Raw genomic sequence first — 24,047 nt, 5'->3', positions numbered from 1 at the left:
CCTCTCCACTCGCCGGCGGCCACGCGGACGGGCGCGAGCGGCCGGTGTCGCGACCTACCCTGACGACGTGCGCCGGTCCCGGTCGCGGTCCCCGAGGACCTCGACGTGGTCGACGTCCTCCTCGTCGAGGACGACGAGGACGACGCGGCTGCGGACGAGGTCTGGTCGGTGCTGCACGAGCTCGCTCTCGAGGCGATGGCACGCCGCGCGACGTGGGCCGGCGAGCCGCTGCCCGAGGACCGGGTCACCGTCGCAGGGCCCCCCGACCCCGGGCCGGTCCGGCGGATCGCGCTGCGCTACCGGCGGCGGGCGGTGACGGCGGCGGTGCTCGTCGTCGCCGCGTTGGGCACGACCGCCGTGGTCGAGGCACGTCAGGTCGCCGCCCGGGCGGCGGCGCTGGCGGCGATGCCCGCGGTCCTGGCCGACGCCGCCCACGCGCCGGTCGAGCGCTGGCGGGTGCCGGGGCGGGTGGTGGGCGACGGTCACGACACGCTCCTGGTGGTCGACGGCGCCTCGTTGCGGTCCGTCGATCCCGGGACCGGCCGCGTCGTGTGGACGGCCTCGGCCGCCGCGGGGCGCGCCGCGGCGGGCGGCGGCTGCTTCGGGGTCGACGAGGGGCTCCGGCCGGACCGTGCACCGGTCGACGACGGCGCCGGCCCGCGGGGCCTGGTCGCCTGCGCGGTGGGCGGACCACAGGGTGCGCCGGTCGCCGGTGCGCCGGCGAGGGAGGCGGCGTCGGAGGCCCCGGGGACCTCAGCGGCTTCGAAGTCTCCCGTGGTCGTCGTCGACTCGGCCACCGGACGCACCCGGCACACCGTCACCGTGGACGGCGAGCTGCTGCGGGCCGAGCCCGTCGCCCGGGACCTGCTCGTGACCGCCGCGCGCGCCGACGGCAGGGTGCGGGTCACCCGCTGGGACCTCGCCACCGGGACCCCCGGTGGGATGCCCTCAGCCCCCGGTCCGTGCTCGCCGACGGGGAGCCGGTCGCCGTCGAGCGCCGGCCCGGGTCGGTGACCGTCGCGACGTTCGCCGTCGACCTCGCGACCGGTGAGGAGCTCGACGCCGAGGTGGAGAGCGGCCGGCCGCACCCGTACGAGGAGCACGCCCTCCCGGGCGGCGCGCGTGCCACGTGGGCGTGGCGGCCCGACCGCGCGTCCGGGCGGGGGCAGGTGTCCGGCAGCGCCGCGCGGACGTACCCGCTGCCGGGACCTCCGCTGCGGCCGACCCTCACGGACGGCGACGACCGCGGCGTGCTCGTCGTCCGGACCGCCCAGCGGGAGAGGTTGCGGGGGCTCGACCTGCGCAGCGGACGGATCGAGTGGAGCCGCCCCACCCCGGCCGCGTCCTCCCCCGCCGGACCGCGGGCCACGGCACTGGTCGACGGCGTCATGCTCCTCGACGACGGCGCGGGCGTCACCGCGCTGGAGGTCCGCACCGGAGACGACCTCTGGCGCCGCGGCGTGGACGCCGACGCGACCGACGGGCCGGCGCTCACCGACGGTGACGTCGTGCTGCTGCCGGTCCGGGACGGCGACGTCCTGGACCTCGTGGCGCACCGCATCGCCGACGGGACGGTGGTGTGGAGAGCCGCAGCGCCCGAGGGGACGGTGGCGCTGCGGGTCGTCGGTCATCGCCTGGTCGCCGCGACCGGCGCCGAGGTCATCGGCCTGGGCTGATGCGGCCACCCACCCCGACCGCCGTGCCGATCACCGCGCCGTCCGCCGTGCCGTCCGTCGCGCCGTCCGTCGTGCCGGTCCGTCGTGCCGTCGCGGGACGACGGGGGCGGTGGGTGGGCGGCGGCGGAGCGACGATGTAGCCCTCGTGGACGTCGCCGTACACGTGCAGGTCGCCGGGACGGTGGGCCCAGAGCCACGCCAGGTGCGCGCAGAGGATCGCGTCCAGCTCGTCCTCGGCACGGTTCAGGTCACCGGGCCGTGGGGCGGCGACCGTCCGCCTCAGCTCCTCCCATCGCGGCTGACCAGGCAGCCCGAGCTCCGGGACCGACTCCAGGTGCCCGACCAGCTGCGCGAAGCCGGGTGACCGCCGCGCGGCGTTCCCCTTCTTGTAGTCCAGCCGGTAGTCGAGCCCGAACAGGCCGACCATGGCCGGGTGGGGGTAGACCTCGATGCACACGCCACCGGTGGCGTCGGCCGGGGACGTGCTGGGGTCGACGTCCCAGCCGAAGCGGCGCGCCAGCCGCATCGCGCGAGCGTCCGCGCCTCCGAAGCGGGCCCGGTTGGACGTGTGCGCCGAGGCACCGAAGGCGCCGAAGGTCCGCCCGATGAGCCGCTCCGCGACGCGCTGCCCGGTCTCGTTCGGGACGACCAACGGTGCGTCGACCGCAGCCACCGCGACGTGCCCGTGCTGCGCGGTCAACCAGTCGTCGATCTCGTCGTCGGTCCGGACCCGCGCGGACGCCGTCAGGCGACCGGTGTCGTCCACCGCGGCGAGGCCCGTGCCCCCGCTCGACCAGCCGAGGTCGATGCCGACGAAGAGCGGGTCGCCGGACCTGTCGCTGGGTTCGGTCATGGGAGGAGCGGCCGAGCGCGGCTCAGGCGCCGAACGTCCGGACCGCGTCGGCGACGACGTCGGCGGCACGGGCCCGGAGCGGGTCGGAGCGATCGGCGTCCCGGCCCGCGCGCTGGTCGGCCCAGGCGGCCGCGGTCGCCGCGCGGGCCTCGGCCGGGCTCGTCCCGGGGAGGCCGTCGATCACGGCGGGGACGAGCCAGTCGACGTCGAGCACACCGTTCGGCGGCGCGAACACGCGCTCCCCGCTGACCCAGTCCGTCGGTCCGCTCATCGCGTCATCGTGTCACCCCAGCGTGACGGCGCCACCGCTCCGGACGCCGCGACGGCTCCGGAGCGGCAGCGCCACGCGTCACCCGCGGTCCTCCACCAGGACCCGGACGTCCCACGCCCCCAGGGCGAGCTCGTCCCCAGCGCTGATCTCGGCCCCGGAGACGGCGTCGGTCACCGCGACCGGCACCGCCACCGATGTCGGCTCCCAGGACCAGTTGTGCACGAACCGCAGCCGCCGCCCCTCGCCGGACGTCGCGGACAGCACGGTGACGGGCTGCACCGCCAGCCGCCGCCAGTCGTCGCCGACCGGCACGAGCCAGGTGAGCAGGGCTCGTGCGAAGGCGTCGTCGGGCACGGTGCCGACGGTCGTGACCCGGCCCGCGCCGTGCCGCGCCGTGGTCGCCGCGGCCCAGCGACCGAGCTGCGGGTGCTCGTACTCGGCGAGCACGTCGGCGCCCGCGGGGACCAGTGCGTCCGCCCACGCGGTCGCGCTCGCCCCCGGCGGCAGGTCGAGCCCGCCGTCGGTCCCGCGCACCGGGACCGGCGCACCCAGGTTGGTGAACTCCTGGTAGCCGACGCCGGCGGCGTCGGCCAGGCGCGCGGGCTTCGGCTCGAGGCGGGCGCGGGCCTCGTGGTCGGCGTACGCCGTCCGTGGCCCGAGCACGAGGTGCCCGCCCGCGTCCGCGTACGCCCGCAGCCAGTCGAGCAGGGCGTCGTCGGCCACGTAGAGCGCGGGGACCAGCAGCACCGGCAGCTCGCGGGCGACGTCCGCCGGCTCCCGGGTCCCGTGCGGCCCGGTGACGTGGGCGTCGTGCAGGATGCGCACGCCCACCCCGGCGTCGAACGCCCCGCGGTAGAACGCCTCCACGATGTGCTCGTACGACCGCGCGTCGGGCTCGCTGCCGTGGGACAGCGACGGCTGGAAGGTCAGGCCGAACTTCGACGCGTTCGAGTACAGCAGGCCCACCTGCGCGTCGGGGACGAGCCCCGCCACGGCGTCGCCGGCGGTGCGCAGCTCGCCACCGAGCGCGGCGAGCTGCTCGTACACCCGGCCGGGCTGCTGGTCGTGCGGCAGCACCCCGATCCAGTACGTCTCCGTGCCGAAGTGCAGCGTGTGCCAGTGCCAGTACTCGATCATCTGGGCACCGCGGGCGACCATCGCCCACGCGACCTGCCGCCACTGCCCGTCGTAGGCGGGGTAGTTGGCGGCCGGTCCCCCGATGGCGCCGGCGTTGGTCTCCGTGACGAGGAACGGCGCGCCCTTGGAGGAGTACATCCGGTCGGCGCTCTGCAGCACGCTCCAGGTGCCAGACGTCGTCCAGCCCTGCGGCGCCCCCGGCGACCACGGCAGGGCGAGGGAGTCCTGCATCGCGTAGTAGGGGTTGCCCGCGGTCACGTCCAGGGCCGCGGTGAGGTCGGCGTCGTCGATCGCGGGGCGGGCGTACGCCAGGCAGGTGGTGACGAACTGGTCGGGCCGCGCGTACTCGCGCACGATGCCGGCCTGCCAGGCGATGAACTCGCTGGTGAGGCGCGCCTGGAAGCGCCGCCACGCGAGGTCGTACTGCGGGGCGGAGTTGCCGTCCGGCGTCCACAGGTCGCTCCAGGTGGACAGCCGGTGCGACCAGTACACGAGTCCCCACTCGCGGTTCAGGGTCTCCACGTCGCCGTAGGTCCGGCGCAGGTGGTCCACGAAGGACTCGAAGATCGCCCGGTTGTGCAGCAGCTCCAGGCCCGGCTCGTTGTCGACCTGGTACCCGATGACACCGGGGTGGTCGGCGTACCGGCCGACGACGGCGCGCACCACCCGCTCCGCGTGGAACCGGAACGCGGCGTGGGTGAAGTCGACCTCCTGCCGGGCACCCCACGGGATGCGCCGGCCCGTCCCCCGCTCGCCCGCGATCTCGGGGTACTTGCGGGCCAGCCACGGCGGGACCGCGTACGTCGGGGTGCCCAGGACCGTCGCGATCCCGCGCTGGTGGGCGCCGTCGATCACCGGCTGCAGCCAGTCGAGCTCGAGGCGCCCGTCCTCGGGCTCCCACGTGGACCAGGTGGACTCCCCGACCCGGATGACGGTGAACCCGGCCGCGGCCATGAGGTCCAGGTCCTGCTCGAGCCGGGGGGACGGTTGGTACTCGTGGTAGTACGCGGCGCCGAAGAGCACGGGGCGGGGCAGGTCGGGCATGGGGTGCGGGGACCTCTCGGTGACGGGGTGGTGGGTGGATGCCGGGCGCGGCGTGGGACCGGGCGTCACTGCTTGACACCACCGGCGGTGAGCCCGGACTGCCAGTACCGCTGGAGGAAGAGGAACGCGATGATCAGCGGGATGATCGAGACCAGCGAGCCGGTGATGACGGTGGAGAAGAGTGCCTGCGAGCCGGATCCCGCCTGCGACGTCGCCTGCCACTGCGCGAGTCCGACCGTCAGGGGGTAGTACTCGGCGCTGTTCAGCATGATGAGCGGCAGGAAGTAGTTGTTCCACGTCGCGACGAGCTGGAACAGGAGCACCGTGACGAACCCCGGTGCCAGCAGGCGCAGCACCACCCGCAGGAAGATGCGGCCCTCGCCGGCGCCGTCCACGCGGGCGGCCTCGAGCAGGGTGTCGTCCACCGCGCCCGCCGCGTACACCCGCATGAGGTACACGCCGAAGGGGCTCACCAGCGACGGCAGGATGATCGCCCACGGGGTGTCGGTGAGCTGGACCTTCGCGAACAGCAGGTAGGTCGGGATCGCGAGCGCGGTCGTCGGGATCATGATCGCGCCGAGGATGATCGAGAACAGCAGCGTGCCGCCGGGGAAGTGGAGCTTCGCGAACGCGTACCCCGCCATGGTCGCGAGGATGGCCGCGCCGACGCCGCTCACCACCGCGTACATGATGCTGTTGCGCAGCCAGGTCGCGTAGATGCCGCCTTGGGCGCTGAAGACGTCCTGCAGATTGGCGACGAGGTTGAAGTCGTCGGCGAACCACAGCCCGAACGAGGAGAACAGGTCGGCGTTGGACTTCGTCGACGCGACGGCGATCCAGACGAGCGGCAGCAGGAAGTACGCGACGGCGGCCAGCATGGCGACCGTCAGCACGGTGCTGGGGCGGTTCGAGGTCGGGCGGCGCTTGCCGCGAGCCTCGGCGGGCACATCCCGTCCGACGACGTCGGCTCCGGCGGCCGGGGCGGCGGCCAGCGGCTGGGAGGTGGGCGGCTGGGTCATGAGCGTCGCTCCCGTCGCTGAGCGCTCAGCTGCACCACGTAGGACACGATCATGATGACGAAGCCGAGCAGGAACGCGATCGCCGCCGCGTAGTTGACCTCCTGGTTCACGAACGCCAGGTTGTAGGCGTAGATGTTCGGCGTGTACGAGTTGCCGATCACGTTGGGCGCGATGATCCCGAGCAGGTTCGGCTCGTTGAAGAGCTGGAACGACCCGATGACCGAGAAGATCAGGGTGAGCAGGAGCGCCGGGCGGATCGCCGGCAGCTTGACCGACCACGCGATGCGGACCTCGCTGGCGCCGTCGATGCGGGCCGCCTCGTACTGCTCGGTGGGGATGGACCGCAGGGCCGCGTACAGGATGATCATGTTGTAGCCCACGAATCCCCAGGTGACGATGTTGGCGATGGAGCCGAGCATCCACTCGTTGCTGAGGAATCGAGGCGCCGGCAGCCCTGCGATGTCGGCGACCTGGGTGAACGGGCCGAAGTCGGTGCCGTAGAGGTATCCCCACATGAGCGCCGCGATGACGCTCGGGACGGCATAGGGCATGAAGATGCTCAGCCGGACGAACCGCTGCAGCCGCAGGCGTCCCGAGTCCAGCACCAGCGCGAAGAGGGTGGCCAGGCCGAGCATGATCGGCACCTGGATGAGGAAGAACCGCACCATCCGCAGGACGCCGTCGATGAAGTTCGAGTCGCCCAGCGCCTCGGTGTAGTTCTCGAGGCCGACGAAGGCCGTCCCTCCGATGAGCTGCGCCCGGAAGAACGAGAGGTATCCGGAGTAGACGAGCGGCGTGACGATCATGGCGAGGAAGACCACGAAGAACGGCACGACGAAGAGGTAGGCCGCGATCATCTCGGGGCGCTTGAGGGACTTGCGGCGCCCGGACCCGCCGGTGGTGGCCGGGGGCGTGCGGCGCCCGGGGGGCGGTGGTGGTGCGGGTGGACATGCGGGGTCCACCTCCTGTCCGGTTCGGGGTTGGCCGGTTCGGGGAGGGTGGGCCGGCGCGCCGGCTGCCGCCGGACCGGCCCACCCTCGGGGTCACTCGACGGTGAAGCCCTGGTCCTCGGCGTAGGCGATGAGGTCGGCCTCCCACGCCTCGAGCGCCGGCTGGAGCTCGGTGCGGTCGGCGAACGCCTTGCCGACCGTCTCCTCGTACGAGGAGTAGACGTAGTCCATGAACGGCAGCCACCCGAAGTCGGTCGTCACGGTCTCGGAGATCTCGGCGAAGATCTGGTTGACCTTCTCGCCGCCGTAGAACTCCGACTCCTGGTCGATGAACGCCGGGTCCTCGAGGACCGGGTTGTACGCGGGGAACAGGAACTGCTCCGTCGCCAGCGTGAGCGCCGGCTCCTCGGCCGTGTTGATCCACGTGGCGAGCTCGGCGGCCGCGATGGGGTTCTCCGACGACGCGATGACGGCGTCCGTCGAGCCACCCCAGTTGCTGGACACGGTCTCGCCGTCCTCCCACTGCGGGATGGTCGTCGCGCGCCACAGCCCGGAGGTGTTGCCCGCGGTGCCCTGGAGGAACACCGGACCCCACGCCGCCGCCGGCCACGCCGCGTACTTGCCGTTGGCCAGGCCCTGGTACCACTGGTCGGTGAAGTCGGGGTCGGTCGCGATGAGGTCGTCCTGGACCATGGTGTTCCACAGGTCGATGACCTTGGCCACCTCGGGCGTGCCGAGCTCGATGGACACCGTCTCGGCACCGTCGTAGGCGAACGGACGGGCACCGGCCTGCCACAGCAGGCTGACGAACTGGCCGCCGTCGTTGCCCGGGAAGTTCGTCAGGTACGAGTCGGGGTTGGCGGCACGGTAGGTCCGGGCGGCCTCGACGAACGCGTCCCACGTGGCGGGCGGCTCGATGCCGGCCGCCGTGAGGAGGTCCTCGCGGTAGAGCAGACCGAGGGGGCCGACGTCCTGGGGGATGCCGTAGACGGCGTCGTCCTGGGTGACCTGGTCCCAGATCCACTCGGCGTACTCGCCCTCGAGCTCGGAGGCGCCGTAGGGCGCGAGGTCGAGCAGGTAGTTGCCGAGCGTGAACGAGGACAGGTGCTGGAACTCCACCTGTGCGACGTCGGGCGCCCCCTGACCGGACTCGAGCGCGGTCCGCAGCTTCTGGTAGTGCGGCGCCCCCTGGCCGACGTTGACCACCTCGACGTCGATCTCGGGGTACTCCTCCATGAACATGTCGACCTGGTTCTGGATGTCGGGCACCCAGGTCCAGAACACGAGGTCGGTCGGGGTGGACAGCGCCTCGTCGATCTCGGCCTGCGTGATCTCGCCGGCAGCCGGCGCGTCGGGGTCCGTCCCGCCGCCGTCGTCACCGCCCCCGGAGCACGCGGTGAGCAGCAGCGCTCCCGCGGCGGTGGCGGCGGCCAGCCGCAAGGTGGGCCTCATGGTGAATCGGTGCATCGTCGAACCAGCTTTCACGGTGGGTGGGACGGGTCGGGCGGGTGCCGCGGACGGCGGGGGCGGTGGCACGCCGGTCACGGCGACGGTCCACCGGGGCGCCGGCCCGGCGGGCCGGTGCTTGCGCGGATGACGAGGCCCACGGGGAACCGGAAGGCGTCCGCGGACCCGGCGTGCTGACCGCCGAGCGGGTGGGCGTCGAACGCCGGCGACGTCGGCGACGCAGCGGGCCACGGCTGCCCCTCGATCGCGGCGACGAGCGCGGTGACCGCGCGACGCGAGACCGCTGCGACGTCCTGCCGGACCGTGGTGAGCGGGATGACCTGGTAGGCGGAGTCCGGGGCGTCGTCGAAGCCGACGACCGAGACGTCGGCCGGCACGTCACGTCCGGCTTCGATGAACGCGCGCATGGCCCCGACGGCCATCTGGTCGTTCGCGGCGAAGACTGCGGTCACGTCGGGGTCACCGGCGAGCCGGCGCCCCTGCTCGTACCCCGACCGCGCTGACCAGTCCCCCACCAGCGGAGCGGTGACGCACGCCCCCGCCCGGACGAGCGCCTCGCGCCAGCCCTCGGCACGGCGGACCGCGGCGCCCTGGTCCACCGGACCCGCCAGGTGGTGGACGGTGCGGTGGCCGAGCGACAGCAGGTGCTCGACCGCCTGCCGCGCCCCACCCTCCTGGTCGACCGTCACGGCGGCGCACACCGTGCCCGGGCACAGCGCCTCACCGACGTTCACGGTCGGCAGGGTCTGCAGGGCGCGGGTGGACAGCCCGTGGTGCACGTACGGGTCGTTGAGGACCAGGCCGGCCACCCCCTGGGCGACGAGGCGCGCGACCGCGCGGGCGAAGCCCTCCGCGGAGGCGGGAGCCGAGGCGACGACGACGGAGTAGCCGAGGTCCCATGCCGCGGTCTCGATCCCGAAGACCTGGGCCGACGGGCCGTAGTCGGTGGAGCCGGGCATCGCCACGCCCAGCACCCGGCTCTGCTGCGTGACCAGCGCGCGGGCGGCGGCGTTGGGGCGGTACCCGAGCTCGGCGACCGCGGCGAGCACCCGGTCGCGGACGACGTCGCGCACGTGGGGTGCCTCGTTGATCACCCGGGAGACGGTCTTCTGCGAGACGCCGGCCAGGCGCGCGACATCGGCCATGACGGGTACCCGCCCGTCCGTCCGGCCCGCGCCCAGGTCAGCGTCGCCCAGGTCAGCCTCGATCGACATGCCATCTCCGTTGACAGCGTTCACATCGCGCGTTGACAACGTAGTCAACCGGCCCGCACGTGTGTCAAGGGCCGTTCGCGGATCGTGATGCGCCGGTGACCCTCGCGTGGCGGCCACACCGCCGCCCGCAGGTTCCGTCCCCCGCCACCGGGCCCCGAGACCAGGGTCCCGACGACGCCCCACCCACGACGACGGCGCCGCACCCCGGGTGGGGTGCGGCGCCGTCAGGCACTGCGTGCGGAGGGCTCCGCGTCCGGCTACCGCCTCAACTCGGCTCGGCTCGGCTCGGCTCGGCTCGGCTCGGCTCGGCTCGGCTCAGGCGAGCTCAGATGAGGCCGAGCTCGGTGACCGCGTCGCGCTCCTCGACGAGCTCGGCGACCGAGGCGTCGATGCGGCCGCGCGAGAAGTCGTCGATCTCGAGCCCCTGGACGATCTCCCACCGGCCACCGACCGAGCGGACCGGGAAGGACGAGATGAGCCCCTCGGGGACGCCGTAGGAGCCGTCCGACACGATGCCGGCCGACGTCCAGTCGCCCTCGGGCGTGCCGTTGACCCAGTCGAAGACGTGGTCGACGGCCGCGTTGGCCGCCGACGCCGCCGACGACGCCCCGCGCGCGGCGATGATCGCGGCACCGCGCTTGGCGACGGTCGGGATGAAGTCGTCCTCGAGCCAGGCCTGGTCCGAGACGACGTCCGACGCCGGACGCCCGCCGATCTCCGCGTGGAAGATGTCGGGGTACTGGGTGGCCGAGTGGTTGCCCCAGATCGTCAGCTTCGTGATCTCGGAGACCGGCACACCCGCCTTCTTCGCCAGCTGCGACAGCGCCCGGTTGTGGTCCAGCCGGGTCATCGCGGTGAACCGCTCGGCCGGGACGTCCGGCGCGTGCTGCTGCGCGATGAGCGCGTTGGTGTTGGCCGGGTTGCCGACCACGAGGACGCGGACGTCGTCCGCCGCGCCCGCGTTGATCGCCGCACCCTGCGGCTTGAAGATGCCGCCGTTGGCGGAGAGCAGGTCACCGCGCTCCATGCCCGCGGTGCGCGGGCGAGCACCGACGAGCAGGGCGACGTTCGCACCCTCGAAGCCCGCGTTCGGGTCGTCGAAGATGTCGATGCCGGCGAGCAGCGGGAACGCGCAGTCGTCGAGCTCCATCGCGGTGCCCTCGGCTGCCTTGACCCCCTGCGGGATCTCGAGCAGGCGCAGCTTGACCGGGGTGTCCGGGCCGAGCAGCTGACCGGACGCGATGCGGAAGAGCAGCGCGTAGCCGATCTGGCCGGCGGCGCCGGTGACGGTGACGTTGACCGGGGTGGTGGCCATGGGGAGGGGCTCCGTTTCTGCGTCAGGCGAGCTTGGCGGCGAGGTTCTCGTCGAGCGAGCCGAGGAACTCCTCGGTCGTCTGCCAGGCCTGGTCCGGCCCGACCAGCGCGGCGAGGTCCTTGGTCATCTTGCCGCTCTCGACGGTCTCGATGACGACCTGCTCGAGCGTCTCGGCGAACTGCGTGACCTCGGGGGTGCCGTCCAGCTTGCCACGGTGCTTGAGGCCACCGGTCCAGGCGAAGATCGACGCGATCGGGTTGGTCGACGTCGGCTTGCCCTGCTGGTGCTGGCGGTAGTGACGGGTCACGGTGCCGTGGGCGGCCTCGGCCTCGACGGTCTTGCCGTCGGGGGTCATGAGGACCGAGGTCATGAGGCCGAGCGAGCCGAAGCCCTGCGCGACGGTGTCGGACTGCACGTCGCCGTCGTAGTTCTTGCAGGCCCAGACGTAGCCGCCCTCCCACTTCATGGCCGCGGCGACCATGTCGTCGATGAGGCGGTGCTCGTAGGTGAGGCCGGCCTTCTCGAACTGGTCGGCGAACTCGGCGTCGAACACCTCCTGGAAGATGTCCTTGAAGGCGCCGTCGTAGGCCTTGAGGATCGTGTTCTTCGTCGACAGGTACACCGGGTAGTTGCGCTGCAGGCCGTAGGCGAACGAGGCGCGCGCGAAGTCCCGGATGGACTCGTTGAAGTTGTACATGCCCATCGCGACGCCGCCCGCCTCGGGCATGGTCACGACCTCGAACTGCTGCGGCTCGGAGCCGTCGGCCGGCTCGAAGGTCATCGTGATCTTGCCGGCGCCGGGGACCTTGAAGTTCGTCGACTTGTACTGGTCGCCGTGGGCGTGACGGCCGATGATGATCGGCTTGTTCCAGCCCGGGACCAGGCGCGGGATGTTGGAGATGATGATCGGCTCGCGGAAGACGACGCCGCCGAGGATGTTGCGGATGGTGCCGTTCGGCGAGACCCACATCTTCTTCAGGCCGAACTCCTCGACGCGCGCCTCGTCGGGCGTGATCGTGGCGCACTTGACGCCGACGCCGTGCTCCTTGATGGCGTGGGCGGCGTCGATCGTGACCTGGTCGTCGGTCGCGTCGCGGTTCTCGATCGACAGGTCGTAGTACCGCAGGTCGATGTCGAGGTACGGGTGGATGAGGCGGTCCTTGATGAACTGCCAGATGATCCGCGTCATCTCGTCGCCGTCGAGCTCGACGACGGGTCCGACCACCTTGATCTTGGCCATGCGGGACTCCTTGTGTGCGTTGGGATCGTGCCTCGCCGCGAGGTGCCCGGGTGCACCCTCGCCCCTGTCGGTCACGTCGTGACCACTCCGGCCAGATTACTCGACATCGAGAGATCGACGCTTCGGGGGGCCGTCGAGGCGGTGGGCGCCCGCCCGCGGGGCCTGCCATGCTGGGTGGGTATGCACCGAGGCCGACGGCGCTCGTGTGCACGCCCGACGCCGACGCCCGGCGTCCACCGAACTTCCACCGACCTCCACATCGACGGGAACCACATGTCGCAGGACAACCCTGACCTGAACCCGACCGGCAGCGGGTCGACCGCAGCCGGCCGGCCCACCCCGCCCACCGAGTCGTTCGGCACGACGTCGGGTGACGCTCCCACCGAGGCCGTCGGGACGACGTCGACCACGCCGCAGACCACGACGGCCGACCCGGCGCCGACCACCGACCTGCCCGCCCCACCGGAGCTCCCGGGCGACCTGGTCGTCCTCGCATCGGAGCGGCCGAGCCTGGGCGCCCGCCTCGGCGCCGAGGCGCTCGGCACCTTCGTGCTCGTGCTCCTGGGTGTCGGCATCGCCCTCTACACGCCGCTGTCCGGTGCGACCACCCTGGGCGTGGCGCTCGCGTTCGCGTTCGCCTTCACCGCCGCAGCCATCGCGCTCGGTCACGTCTCGGGCGGCCACTTCAACCCGGCCGTGACGTTCGGTGCCGTGATCGCCGGCCGCACGCCGGTCCGCGACCTCGTGCCCTACTGGCTCGCGCAGCTGATCGGTGGCGCGCTCGCCGCCGCCGCGCTGTTCGTCACGCTGCCCGAGCAGCTCGCCGTGCTCATCGGCCAGGAGGGCCGTCGCCAGCTCTTCTCGAACACCGCGAACGGGTACGGCGACCACTCGCCCCTGTACACGCAGTCGCAGGGCCAGGTCACGTTCGAGCTCATGCCGGCGCTGCTCATCGAGCTCGTCGCCACCGCGGTGCTGGTCGGGATCGTCCTGGCCGCGTCCAGCCGCCGCGTCTCCCACGCCGTCGCGCCGGTCGCGATGGGCCTGACCTACGGCGCGCTGGTCCTGCTCGCCGCGCCGATCACCAACGCCGGCCTGAACCCGGCACGGTCCACCGCCGCGTCGCTGTTCTCCGACGGCTGGGCGCTCGAGCAGCTCTGGCTCTTCTGGGCCGCGCCCCTCGTCGGTGCCGCGATCGCCGGGCTCGCGCACCGCGCGTTCGCCGTCGACGCCGGCCCGGAGAACCTGCTCGAGGAGGACGACGTCGTCGTCGACGAGGACTCGCTCCTCGACGACGACGTGGACGACCTCACGGTCGGCCCCCGCGCCTGACACCTCTCGCGTCACGACGGCCGCTCACCCCTCGGGGTGGGCGGCCGTTCGTCGTCGTGGGCGCTGACCTCGTCGTCGTGGGCGGCTGCTCGTCTGTGTGGGCGCCGGTCACGGGCCGGAGAAGAGGCGCTCCACCGCGGCGAACCCCTCGGGCGTGAGCTCGAGGTCGAGGCACAGGAAGGCCCAGTCGTGGTCGGCTGTGCTCCAGCGGTGGTGGATCCCGGCGCCGGACAGGTCCCACGGCTCCGCCGACCGCGGGCGTCGAGCGAGCGTGGCCGTCGTGAAGTCCTTGCCGAGACTGGCCTCGAACGCGCCGGTCGCCGGGTCGAAGGTGTGCACCCACTGGACGGTCAGGTCGAGCTCGACACCCACCACCGCGGTGCGCTCGAGCGGGCCCACCGCGTCACCGAACCAGTCCGCCCATCGGCGCCGGTCCGCTTCCTGAGCGGCCCGTGCCGCGTCCCGGGCCGAGGTCGCCGGGCGAACCGGGCCCTGCCACGAGAACAGGGAGGGCGACAGAGGCACACCGACCTCGAGCTCGACCCACTCGTCCACGGCGCCCACGGCATCCATCCGCTGCTGGAGCACGAACCCCGTCTCCGCGTCGACGACGACCTGCATCGGGTACGGCTTGCGGGCCGGAGGCGCGAGCTCGACCGACCACGCCGGGCGGCCGAGGAACGTCGTGGCGCCGACGACGCCGGTCCCGTCGACACCGCCGGTGGGTCGGGTGAAGTCGTCGCCCACGAACTCGTTCGCGTCGCGCCTGGTCAGCAGGTGGTGGCCCGCGCCGGCGAGGACGAAGTCGAGCGCGGCGCCGCCGTGGGCGTCGTCGGGTCGTCGCTGAACGACCAGACGGTGCGCTCGTCCGCGATGACCCGCGGGACCCGGTCGGCGTGCTCGAGGCGGATGCGCGCTCCGTCGCGCCACACGTGCCCGACGACGTCGCCGTCCTCACCCGGCGTCGCACCGGCACCCGCCATGACGGGCTGTGGCGCGCCACCGAGCACGACCCAGTCCATGGCGTTGCCCCGTGCGTCGGCAGCGTCGCGGCTGCGGATCGTGCCGCGGACGGTGGGATCGGGCCCGCCGGGCCCGTGCACCATGAGGACCAGGAGCTCGACCCAGGACGGTGTGCGCATGGCCCCATCCTCGGTCGTGGTGGACGCCGGCACGCGCGGGTCCGGCGCGGCGGCGTGGCGACCTGTGACCGCTGCCCCCGGCGGCGTGGCGACCTGTGACCGCGTCCCCCGGTGGCAGGCGCCATGCGCCGGCGTTGGCCGTGCGTATCAGGGCGTGGGGATGACGGCCGACAGGACGCCGACCGCGAGGGCGAGCGCCGCCAGGACCGCGGTGTCCGACGCCCTCGAGCGCACCGCCAGCGCGACCGGCGCGGGGCGCAGGACCGCACGCGCGACGGCGAAGCCGGCGAGCAGACCGGCGAGCACGAGCCCGCCGGGCGTCGGTCCGGCAGCGACGGTGACCACGAGGACCACGACGAGCCCGGCGCACACCCACCACAGCGAGGGGCTGCGACCGGCGGCGAGGGACGCACGTGCGGCGGCGCGCGGGTCGTCGGGTGCGGCTGGGGCAGGGGGCCGAGCGGGGGCGCGGCGTCCACGCGCGCGTGGTCCGGCGCGTGCGCGCGGTCCTGCTCCGGCATCGACTGGCCTCCCGGCGCGCCAGACTACCGTTGGCCGGGTGCCTGACGACCGTCGCCCTGCCACCACGCCCCCGGCCGTCACGGCCCCCGCTCATGCCGTGCGCTCCGTCGTCGTCGTCGGTGGTGGCCTCGCCGGCGCGCAGACGGTCGCCGCGCTGCGGGCGCAGGGCTTCGACGGCCGCGTGACCCTCCTGGGACGGGAGACGGTCCCGCCGTACGACCGTCCACCGCTGTCCAAGCACCTGATCGACCGCACGGAGCCGGCCTGGCTCACCGACGAGCTCGGTGTCGACGTGCACGCGCTTGCCGACGACGTCCACGTCGGCAGTGCCGCGGACCGCCTCGTCGTCGAGACCGACGGCGTCGCGGTGTGCGCCGGTGACGCCGAGGTGCGGGCGGACGCCGTCGTGCTCGCGACCGGATCTCGCGCCGTCCTGCCGGCGGCGTGGCGGGACGCCGTGACGCTGCACACCGCCGACGACGCCGCACGCCTGCGGTCGCGCCTCATCACCGGGGCACGCCTGGTGATCGTCGGCGCCGGCTGGATCGGCGCCGAGGTCGCCGGTGTCGCTGCCGCTGCGGGGGTCGACGTGACCGTGGTCGAGGCGACGAGTGCTCCGTTGAGCGCCGCCCTCGGGGCTCGGGTCGGCGACCTCACCCGGGGGTGGTACGCCGCGGCTGGCGTGCGGCTCGAGCTGGGCGCTGAGGTCACCTCCGTGGCCGACGACGGCGTCCGGCTCGCCGACGGACGCCGCCTCCCGGCCGACGTCGTGCTGGCCGCCGTCGGCGCCCGGCCGGACACGCAGTGGCTCGACGGTGCGCTCCCCCGCGACCCCGACGGGTCGCTGCGCGTCGACGCGTGGCACGGCGTCGTGGGCGCACCGGGGCATGTGCGGGCGGTCGGCGACATCGCGCGGCGTTGGTCGCCGCGGCACGGCTGGGTGGCCGGCGGGCACTGGGACGGTGCACTGCGGGGTCCGGCGACGGCTGTGCGCGCGCTGCTGGGCGGGGTACCGGGTGGAGTGGGGACGGATGACGTCGAGCCGGTGCCGGACGATCCAGCGCCGTACGTGTTCTCCACCCAACTCGGGCACGACCTGACCCTCTACGGCCAGCAGCAACCGGGCGACGAGCTCGTGCTTCGCGGGGACCCCGATGGTGGGGCCGGCTGGGTTGCGCTGTGGTTCGCCGCACCGGGCTCGGCCGGCGTGGCGGGTGAGTCGGACACGAGCGGCGTGGCTGCAGCCAGCGGGATGCCGGCGGACGGGCGGGGGCGCGTCCTCACCGCGATGCTCGCCGTGGACCGACCGCGCGATGTCGCCGCGGCCCGGCGCCTGTTCACCGGTCCGACGTTGCCCGTGCTCGACCCCGAGGTCGCCGCCGACGCGTCACGACAGCTGCGGGACGCCGTCGTCCGGGAAGAGCCTGCCCGCAGGTAGTCGGTAGCGCCGGCACAGCCTGCGAAGAAGTGGCCGAGGATTCGCGTGTGATCCACCGATGGCCACGGGGTGTGGAGATTCTCGGCCTCTTGCCATCGCGACCCCATCCCGGCGCGCAGCAGCTTACCGAAGCAGCCCGTTCACGATCGCGCGAACCACCCTCAGCCGCTTCGCTCGTCGCCCCGTCCACAACAGCCGGTTCCATTATCGGGCGTGTCAGTAGCTCCTCCTAGCATGGAGGTCAGGGAGTTGAAGAAAAGCGGCGACGACGCCGCGACCGTCCGGCGGGGAGGTGGGTGCGGTGGATTCCGACGACGTCACGCCCACTCCTTCGGGAAATGCACGCACCGGGTCGCTTGATCTGTCCGTGTTGCCGCCCGACGTCGCCGCGGCGGTGGGTGCGTTGCTGTCCGCGACCGACGCGGTGGCCGGGGTGGACACCACCGGGCTGGACGGTGCCCAGGCGGCGGTGATCGCTGCTGCGGCGGCGTCGGTCGTCAGCCGCCTCGGGGTGGTCGGTGTGCGGATGCTGCCGGTGGTCGAGGCGGACGGGCTGTGGGCCCTGGGTGGGGCACGGTCGTTCCCCCGCTGGGTCGCCGCCCGGCACCGGGTCTCGGTGCGCACCGCGCACGCCCAGGTGCGCCTGGGCCGGGCGCTGCGCGACCACCTGCCCGCCACCGCGGCTGCCGGTGTCGCCGGGGCGATCACTCACGAGCAGGTCCAGGTCATCGGCACCATCGCCCCCACCACCTCGCTGCGGTGCGAGGTCCTCGCCGACCCGGGCAACGACTGCAACGAGGACTTCCTCGTCGGGCAGGCCAAGGTGTGGCCGGTCGACTCGTTGCGGATCCTCACCCGCCGGTGGGCCGCCGCCGCCGACCCCGACGCCGACGACCGCGGCTACCGCGACGCCGCGGACCGCGAGCACTTCACCATGTCCCGCACGTCCGACGGGTACCACCTGGCCGGGCAGCTCACCATCGACAACGGCCAGTACCTCAAGGCCGCCCTCGAAGCGATCACCCCCGTACCCGCGGTCGGTGACGAACGGACCCCCGCCCGGCGGCGCGCCCAAGCGCTCGGCGACCTTGCCCGCGTCGTCCTCGACCGCGGCCTGACCGGCACCCGCGGCGGAGTGCGCCCCCACGTCAGCGTCCTGGTGCCCTACAGCGTCATCACCGACGCCGAAGCAGCCGCACACGCCCGGGCAGGCGCAGCAACAACCGCTGCGACAGCCGCGGCCAACGGAACGAGAGCCGGCGCGGACGGCGGCCAGGCCGAAGACAGCGCCGGCCCCGGTCCCGAGATGTCCACCGCGCACTCCACGGACGGCACGGACGGCGTCGTGGCGCCGGCCGGTGGCGTGGCCCCCGCCGCGCTGAGCGCACACGCCGCACAGACCGACCAACCCAAGCAGGCCGGCCACGCCGAGGGAGCCGAGGCCACCGAAGCGGCCGAGGCGGCCGTCCACCAGCCCGGGTCTGACGACCTGCTCACCGCAGCCGCGGTCAGCGGCACCTCACCGATCGGCATCCCCCAGTACCACGACGGCACCCCTGTCCCCCGGGCCGCACTGAACCGGTTGATGTGCGACGGCGGATTTACCAGGTTCCTCTTCTCGGCCGACTCCCAGATATTGGACGTCGGCCGCGAGAAACGACTCTTCACCCGCACATGCGCGCCGCGATCATCGCCCGCGACAAACACTGCGCCTACCCCGGCTGCACCGCCCCACCCGTGCTCTGCGAGACCCACCACGTCGACCAATGGGCCCGCGACCACGGCACCACCAGCGTCACCAACGGGATACTCCTGTGCTGGCACCACCACGACCTCATCCACCGCATGAACATCACCATCACCCGCGACACCCACACCTGGCGCTTCACCGACCGATTCGGCAACCCGATCCGCAGCACCATGGACTCGCTGAGCGCGGCCGACCCGCCGGGCACGGACGGGCCCGGCTGACGTCCGACTCAGGATCCCGTCCGGCGCCAGTGCTCGGGCTCAGCCCTCAGACTCAACTCGAACTGGGCAGCCCATGTGGAGTGGGCACTCGGATCGGCGGCCCGGATAGCGGCCCCGAGCGGCAGCCTGCACTGGCAGTCCACCTCGCGCGAGGACCCAGCCCGGAACTCGAAGCGACACCGCCGCCCGCCCGCAGGTGTCGCAGGGCGGGTCGGACGGAGCGCATCCGTCCGACCCGCCGAGACGACTCCAGGACCCACCGACCAACGGCGCCCGTCAAGCAGCCCGTCAGTGCGCGAAGTGGCGCGTCCCGGTGAGGTACAGCGTCGCCCCGGCAGCCTGCGCAGCCGCGATGACCTCGTCGTCCCGCACCGACCCACCCGGCTGCACCACTGCACGCACCCCGGCGTCCAGCAGGACCTGCAGCCCGTCCGGGAACGGGAAGAACGCGTCCGAGGCGGCGACCGAACCCCGCGCACGACCGTCCTCACCCGTCCCGGCCCGCTCGACCGCCAGTCGGCACGAGTCGACCCGGTTCACCTGGCCCATGCCCACGCCGACCGACGCACCGTCGGACGCCAGCAGGATCGCGTTCGACTTCACCGCACGCACCGACCGCCACGCGAACGCGAGGTCCGCGAGCGTCGCGTCGTCGGCGGGCTCCCCGCGGCCAGGGTCCAGGTCGTCGGGTCGTCACCGGCCGCATCCACCCGGTCGACGTGCTGCATGAGCAGCCCCCGCTGATCGGGCGCAGCTCGACCGATGCGGCCGGCGGGTTCGCCACCCGCAGCAGCCGGATGTTCTTCTTCGCGGTGAGGATCTCCAGCGCCGCCGGCTCGAAGTCCGGCGCGACGACGACCTCCGTGAACACCGGCGCGACCTGCTCGGCCATCGCCGCCGTCACCACCACGTTCGCGGCGATCACGCCGCCGAACGCCGACAGCGGGTCGCACGCGTGCGCACGGGCATGCGCCTGGGCGACGTCCGCGCCCACGGCGATCCCGCACGGGTTGGCGTGCTTGATGATCGCCACCGCCGGGCCGTCGTGGTCGTGCGCGGCACGCCAGGCGGCGTCCGCGTCGACGTAGTTGTTGTAGCTCATCTCCTTGCCGTGCAGCTGCTCGGCCTGGGCGAGCCCGTCCGTGCCGTGCCCGTGCGTGTACAGCGCCGCGGGCTGGTGCGGGTTCTCGCCGTACCGCAGCACGGCGCGGCGGTCCCACGTCGCGCCTACCCAGGACGGGAACGGCATCGCCGGCGCGTCCCCCTCCGCGTCCTCGTGCGGGACGAGCACGTTGCCCATCCAGCTCGCGACCGCGACGTCGTACGTGGCCGTGTGCACGAAGGCCGCCGCAGCGAGCGCACGGCGCTCGGCGAGCGTGAATCCCCCGCACCTGCGGCCGCCACGACGTCGCCGTACCGGGACGGGTCGACGACGACGGCGACGCTCGGGTGGTTCTTCGCGGCGGCACGGACCATGGACGGCCCGCCGATGTCGATCTGCTCGACGCACTCGTCCGGCCCGGCGCCGGACGCCACGGTCGCGGTGAACGGGTAGAGATTGACGACCACGAGGTCGAACGCCTCGATGCCCAGGTCGGCGAGCTGCGCCAGGTGCTCGGGACGGCGGGTGTCGGCGAGGATCCCGGCGTGCACCCGCGGGTGCAGCGTCTTGACCCGGCCGTCGAGGCACTCGGGGAACCCGGTGAGCGCCTCCACCGGGGTGACGGGCACGCCGGCCCCCGCGATGGTCGCCGCGGTCGACCCGGTCGACACGATCTCGACGCCGGCGGCGTGCAGGGCGGTGGCGAGCTCGACGAGGCCGGCCTTGTCGTACACGCTCACCAGCGCGCGGCGCAGCGGGCGGCGGGTGGAGTCGGCGGTCGGGTCGGCGACGGCGTCGAGCGGGGCCTGGACGTGGGTCATGGCGCTCCTCATGGGTCGGTGCGGCAACGGTGTGCTCGTGGACCCAGGCACCCAGGCGGACGGTGCACCGGCGGGTTCGCTCTCGGCCGCTCCCCGGTGGTTGTGCCCACCTCAGGTACGCCAGTCACGGCCGACCCCAGGCTACCGGGCGCGGTCGCCGGACGCGTCAGCGCACGGTCACCCGTCGCCCGTCGACCGCCATCGTCCCGCGCGCGACGCGCCCCACCCACTCCACGAGCAGGGCGCGCTCTGCCACCTTGATGCGCTCGTGCAGGGACACCTCGTCGTCCGCGTCGTCCACCGCCACAGCCACCTGGGCGATGATCGGCCCGGTGTCGACCCCGGCGTCGACCACGTGCAGCGTCGCTCCGGTGACGCGCACCCCGTACGTCAGGGCGTCACGCACACCGTGCGCACCGGGGAACGACGGAAGGAGCGCCGGGTGGGTGTTGACCACCCGCCCCGGGAACCGGTCGAGGAACGCCGCCCCGAGGATCCGCATGAACCCGGCACTCACCACCAGATCGGCGCCGAAGACGGCGACCGCCTCGGCCAGCGCCCGGTCCCACGTCGCCCGGTCGGGGAAGTCGCGCGGCTGCACGACGGCGGTCGGCACCCCGGCCCCCGCGCGACGTCCAGCCCGCCAGCACCCGCGACATCGCTGACGACGCCGACGACGCGTGCGCCGTACGACGCGTCGTCGTGCGCGGCCAGGAGCGCCGCGAGGTTGCTACCCGCTCCCGACACCAGCACGACCACGCGACGGGCCGACGTCGCCGCGACCGGCTCGCCGTGCGGCGTCGTCGTCGGCGCCGGCCGTGACTGCTGCACGGGCCGAGAGGGCTGCGAGGACGACGCGTCGCTCGTCGACCGGGCTGAGGGCGGTGGGGCGCTCGTCACGCCGACGACCCTATCGACGGTGGGTGACAATGGTTCGCCGTGCCCTCCCGGGCCGCGGATCAGGATGCTGCAGGTGAGCATGCCGCAGGTGAGGAGAACACGTCGTCGTGGGCAACCCGTACGCACCCCCGGTGAGAGCACCGGCGGCCACAGCCGCCCGCCCGCGGAGGGGCGACCCGGTCCGGCGGCATGGCCCAACCCGGCGAGCACCCCGCCGGACGGCGACGCGCCGTCGTCGTCGTCGTCGTCGTCGCAGGGTGGTGGCCCCGGCGCAGGTGGCGCCCGGCCACCCGGCGTACCGAATCCCTTCGGCGGGCCGACCCCGCCCGGCGGGCCAACCCCACTCGCCGGACCGACCCCGCCGGAGAAGCCGCCCCTGACCCCGGAGCAGGTCGAGGCGACCCGGGTCGCCTCGCGCCGCGCGCTGCGGTTCTACGCCTTCTTCATCGCCGGCCTGGTGACGCTGCCGCTGCCCGTGCCCTGGCAGGGCGCCTCCCTGGTGTTCGTGCTGGCCGCGGTCGGCGTCGGTGTCCACGGGTTCGTGCAGGCGTGGCGCGGCGGCGTCCGCGGAGCCACGCTCGCGGCACTCGGGATCATGGTCGGCGTCGCGGGGCTGGTCGCGCTCATGATGGCTTCGCTGCTCGCCGTGTGGCCCGAGCAGCTCGAACGGCAGCGGTGCCTCGCCGGCGCGGTGACGATCTCCGCGACCCGGGAGTGCGACGACCAGTTCGAACGCGCCGTCCAGGAGCGGCTCGTCGGCACCCGTCCCGCCCCGACCGGCTGAGCCGGGCGTCGGGGCGTCAGGGCGCGCAGAGCGTCACGGCGCAAGCCGTCAGGGCGTCACCCTGCCGGACGCCCGTCGTCGGTGCGTGCGTCGTCGGTGCACACGTCGTCGGTGCACACGTCGTCGCTGCGAGCGTCCTCGGTGCGCACAGCGTCGCTGCGCACGTCGTGGGTGCGCGCGTGGTCGACGAGCACCCCCTCGGCAGGTGTGTCGTCGGCCGGCTCGGCGTCGTGCGCTGAGGCATCGCGCGCTGCGGCGTCGGGCGCTGAGGCGTCGTGCGACACGTCGTCGTCCGTCGCGTCGTCCTCGGTGAGGATGGGGCCGACGACGGGCACCGCCCCGGTGGGCACGCGGTCGCCCGCACGCACCCGACGCCAGTGCCGGGACGCCTCGCTGCGGACCTCCGGGTTGAACGGCAGCGCCACCACGGCGGCGCCGATCAGGGTGCCGAGCGCCACCGCCGCCCCGACCAGCACCCCGGACCCGCCGACCTCGGTCATCCGGCCGGGTCCGGCCGAACCGCTGGCCAAGCCGACCAGCACGCCGGCACCCAGCCCGGCGACCGCCGCCGTCGTCAGGCACGCGACGAGCGGGTGCCACCACTGCCCTCGCCGCAGCCGCGTGTGCACCCACCACCCCACGCCGGCTCCGGCGATCACGGTCAGCAGCGGCCACCACGCGCTCCACGCACCCGTGGCGGACTCCGACCCGGGCAACGCGGCGAGCAGGGGCAGCGCGGGCAGCGGACCGGCGATCACCTCGGCAGACGTCAGATGCGTCCCTGCCCCGACCGCGAACCCCGGCCCGACGACGTACGCGAGCGCCCACATCACGAGGTCGGGGACGAGCGCGAGCTGGCTCAGCAGGAGGACGGTGCCGCCGACGACGTCGACCCCGAGGCTCTCGGTGACGGCCCACACGCGCGACCGGCTGCCGAGCAACCACGCGGCGACGACCACGCACGCCACCACGACCAGCGAGGCGACAGCCATGACGCCGGCTGCGGCGCCGACCCGGACGGGCGCGGGGACGCGCCGCCAGAGCGGTTGGCTCAGGTCGTGCAGCCGCGGCGCCCCCGGTTGGGCGAGCAGGCCGCTGCCCAGACCCAAGGCGGAGACGCACACGGCGCCGACGACACCGCGCAGCGCCCCGCCGCCGTCCGACAGCAGGGCCACCCCGAGTGCCACCGCCACGTAGCCCGCGACGCCCGCCCCGTACCCGCTCCACGTCGGGCGACCCGAGCGACGGGCCGACGCGTAGCACGCGAAGACCGCCATCGCGGTGAGCCCCAGCGGGATGAGGGAGATGCGGACGTCGCCGACGTCGAGCGGCGCACCGTGACCCAGGAGCCACAGCCCGGCACCGAACGCGACCGACCGCAGCCAGCCCACGTCCTGGTTGGAGGGATCGGCCGACGTCGCGACGTAGGCCGCCACGGTGGGGAGCACCACCACCGCGAGCGAGAGCAAGGCCGCCTGCAGCCCGGCGGCGAGACCGCCGAACCATCGCGGTGCACCGTCGACCGACCCGGAGAGGGAGCGGCGCGACCCGTCCTCGGCGGTCAGCAACCGGTGCCCCCACCGGGACAGCGTCGCCGTACCCGCGGACCCCCAGCTGCTGCCACTCACCGCTCCATGGTCACCGACGCGACCGTCCGGCCGGCTCCCGCCGCGCCGGGCGGACCGTCATCGACGCCCTGTGACGTGCCCGACGTCGCCGCACCGGGCCCGTCCGCCCACCCGCCCGCCGCGCCACACGGCTCGCGAGAGACGGCGGCTCGCGAGAGACGGCGGCTCGCGCGGGACGGCGGCTGGGGAGGGACGGCGGCTGGGGAGGGACAGCGGCTCGC

20 protein-coding genes, 2 pseudogenes and 1 riboswitch are annotated in these 24,047 nt (G+C 73.8%); of the genes and pseudogenes, 7 read left to right on the top strand and 15 right to left on the bottom strand.

Annotation, left to right across the window (positions count from 1 at the left end; translation table 11 throughout):
* The first annotated feature begins 105 nt into the window (after positions 1-105).
* Both REH70_RS02085 and REH70_RS02080 read left to right on the top strand, forming a co-directional pair.
* Positions 106-1,014: a hypothetical protein gene (locus tag REH70_RS02085; RefSeq protein WP_310751670.1), complete on the top strand. Its 909-nt coding sequence runs from the start codon at positions 106-108 to the stop codon at positions 1,012-1,014.
* Positions 963-1,676, top strand: a complete 714-nt coding sequence (locus REH70_RS02080) for a PQQ-binding-like beta-propeller repeat protein (protein WP_310751667.1) — start codon at positions 963-965, stop codon at positions 1,674-1,676. The genes REH70_RS02085 and REH70_RS02080 overlap by 52 nt, the downstream gene beginning before the upstream one ends.
* Here the strand turns inward: REH70_RS02080 and REH70_RS02075 are convergent.
* From REH70_RS02075 to REH70_RS02035, 9 genes are all read right to left on the bottom strand, one after another.
* Positions 1,660-2,529: a DUF429 domain-containing protein gene (locus REH70_RS02075; RefSeq protein ID WP_310751664.1), complete on the bottom strand. Its 870-nt coding sequence runs from the start codon at positions 2,527-2,529 to the stop codon at positions 1,660-1,662. The genes REH70_RS02080 and REH70_RS02075 overlap by 17 nt on opposite strands.
* A gap of 22 nt (positions 2,530-2,551) precedes the next feature.
* On the bottom strand, positions 2,552-2,800 hold the full coding sequence (locus REH70_RS02070; protein ID WP_310751661.1) for a hypothetical protein: 249 nt from the start codon (positions 2,798-2,800) through the stop codon (positions 2,552-2,554).
* 78 nt (positions 2,801-2,878) lie between these two features.
* The gene (locus tag REH70_RS02065) at positions 2,879-4,981 is read right to left on the bottom strand and encodes a beta-galactosidase (RefSeq protein ID WP_310751657.1); all 2,103 of its coding nucleotides are present in this window, start codon (positions 4,979-4,981) and stop codon (positions 2,879-2,881) included.
* Positions 4,982-5,046: 65 nt separating this feature from the next.
* Positions 5,047-6,000 (bottom strand): carbohydrate ABC transporter permease, encoded by a 954-nt coding sequence (locus REH70_RS02060; protein ID WP_310751654.1) that lies wholly within the window; start codon positions 5,998-6,000, stop codon positions 5,047-5,049.
* Positions 5,997-6,962, bottom strand: coding sequence for a sugar ABC transporter permease (locus REH70_RS02055; protein WP_310751651.1), 966 nt, complete (start codon positions 6,960-6,962; stop codon positions 5,997-5,999). Before REH70_RS02055 ends, REH70_RS02060 begins: the two co-directional genes overlap by 4 nt.
* Positions 6,963-7,043: 81 nt before the next feature.
* Positions 7,044-8,402, bottom strand: a complete 1,359-nt coding sequence (locus REH70_RS02050) for an extracellular solute-binding protein (RefSeq protein ID WP_310751648.1) — start codon at positions 8,400-8,402, stop codon at positions 7,044-7,046.
* Positions 8,403-8,491: 89 nt separating this feature from the next.
* A complete protein-coding gene (locus tag REH70_RS02045; RefSeq protein WP_310751645.1) occupies positions 8,492-9,631 on the bottom strand; it encodes a LacI family DNA-binding transcriptional regulator in 1,140 nt (379 codons plus the stop codon).
* 325 nt (positions 9,632-9,956) lie between these two features.
* Positions 9,957-10,946, bottom strand: coding sequence for a malate dehydrogenase (locus REH70_RS02040; RefSeq protein WP_310751643.1), 990 nt, complete (start codon positions 10,944-10,946; stop codon positions 9,957-9,959).
* 22 nt (positions 10,947-10,968) lie between these two features.
* On the bottom strand, positions 10,969-12,186 hold the full coding sequence (locus REH70_RS02035) for an NADP-dependent isocitrate dehydrogenase (RefSeq protein ID WP_310751640.1): 1,218 nt from the start codon (positions 12,184-12,186) through the stop codon (positions 10,969-10,971).
* Between the two features lie 273 nt (positions 12,187-12,459).
* On the opposite strand from REH70_RS02035, the gene REH70_RS02030 reads away from it, so the two are divergent.
* Entirely contained in the window at positions 12,460-13,518 is a 1,059-nt protein-coding gene (locus REH70_RS02030; protein ID WP_310751637.1) for an aquaporin, read from the top strand.
* Between the two features lie 108 nt (positions 13,519-13,626).
* Here REH70_RS02030 and REH70_RS02025 read toward each other — a convergent pair whose 3' ends face one another.
* The 3 genes from REH70_RS02025 to REH70_RS02015 all read right to left on the bottom strand — a co-directional run bounded on the left by REH70_RS02025 (position 13,627) and on the right by REH70_RS02015 (position 15,032).
* A complete protein-coding gene (locus REH70_RS02025) occupies positions 13,627-14,265 on the bottom strand; it encodes a hypothetical protein (protein WP_310751635.1) in 639 nt (212 codons plus the stop codon).
* 23 nt (positions 14,266-14,288) lie between these two features.
* Positions 14,289-14,660, bottom strand: a complete 372-nt coding sequence (locus REH70_RS02020) for a hypothetical protein (RefSeq protein WP_310751632.1) — start codon at positions 14,658-14,660, stop codon at positions 14,289-14,291.
* Positions 14,661-14,807: 147 nt separating this feature from the next.
* Positions 14,808-15,032, bottom strand: coding sequence for a DUF3017 domain-containing protein (locus tag REH70_RS02015; RefSeq protein ID WP_310751629.1), 225 nt, complete (start codon positions 15,030-15,032; stop codon positions 14,808-14,810).
* Between the two features lie 187 nt (positions 15,033-15,219).
* On the opposite strand from REH70_RS02015, the gene REH70_RS02010 reads away from it, so the two are divergent.
* The 3 genes from REH70_RS02010 to REH70_RS20250 all read left to right on the top strand — a co-directional run bounded on the left by REH70_RS02010 (position 15,220) and on the right by REH70_RS20250 (position 18,591).
* A complete protein-coding gene (locus REH70_RS02010; RefSeq protein ID WP_310751627.1) occupies positions 15,220-16,620 on the top strand; it encodes an FAD-dependent oxidoreductase in 1,401 nt (466 codons plus the stop codon).
* A 301-nt stretch (positions 16,621-16,921) separates the two neighbouring features.
* Positions 16,922-18,469 carry a DUF222 domain-containing protein gene (locus tag REH70_RS02005; RefSeq protein ID WP_310751624.1) on the top strand — a complete coding sequence of 516 codons (1,548 nt, stop codon included), beginning with the start codon at positions 16,922-16,924 and terminating at the stop codon, positions 18,467-18,469.
* Positions 18,358-18,591 carry an HNH endonuclease signature motif containing protein gene (locus REH70_RS20250; protein ID WP_396134628.1) on the top strand — a complete coding sequence of 78 codons (234 nt, stop codon included), beginning with the start codon at positions 18,358-18,360 and terminating at the stop codon, positions 18,589-18,591. Before REH70_RS02005 ends, REH70_RS20250 begins: the two co-directional genes overlap by 112 nt.
* A 288-nt stretch (positions 18,592-18,879) precedes the next feature.
* On the opposite strand, the pseudogene purH reads toward REH70_RS20250, so the two are convergent.
* Positions 18,880-20,514, bottom strand: a pseudogene (gene purH / locus REH70_RS01995) (bifunctional phosphoribosylaminoimidazolecarboxamide formyltransferase/IMP cyclohydrolase).
* A 42-nt stretch (positions 20,515-20,556) separates the two neighbouring features.
* Positions 20,557-20,652: riboswitch (ZMP/ZTP riboswitch) on the bottom strand.
* Between the two features lie 28 nt (positions 20,653-20,680).
* A pseudogene (gene purN / locus REH70_RS01990) lies at positions 20,681-21,273 on the bottom strand (phosphoribosylglycinamide formyltransferase).
* A gap of 214 nt (positions 21,274-21,487) precedes the next feature.
* Between purN and REH70_RS01985 the strand changes: the two are divergent.
* Positions 21,488-22,198, top strand: coding sequence for a hypothetical protein (locus REH70_RS01985; protein WP_310751619.1), 711 nt, complete (start codon positions 21,488-21,490; stop codon positions 22,196-22,198).
* A 56-nt stretch (positions 22,199-22,254) separates the two neighbouring features.
* Here REH70_RS01985 and REH70_RS01980 read toward each other — a convergent pair whose 3' ends face one another.
* Positions 22,255-23,826, bottom strand: a complete 1,572-nt coding sequence (locus REH70_RS01980; protein ID WP_310751616.1) for a DUF6350 family protein — start codon at positions 23,824-23,826, stop codon at positions 22,255-22,257.
* Positions 23,827-24,047: the final 221 nt, after the last annotated feature.

Source organism: Cellulomonas sp. ATA003, assembly GCF_031582905.1.
Taxonomy (GTDB): Bacteria; Actinomycetota; Actinomycetes; order Actinomycetales; family Cellulomonadaceae; genus Pengzhenrongella.
The sequence above is the reverse complement of the archived record's forward strand: the minus strand, read 5'-3'. Positions and strand labels throughout refer to the sequence as shown.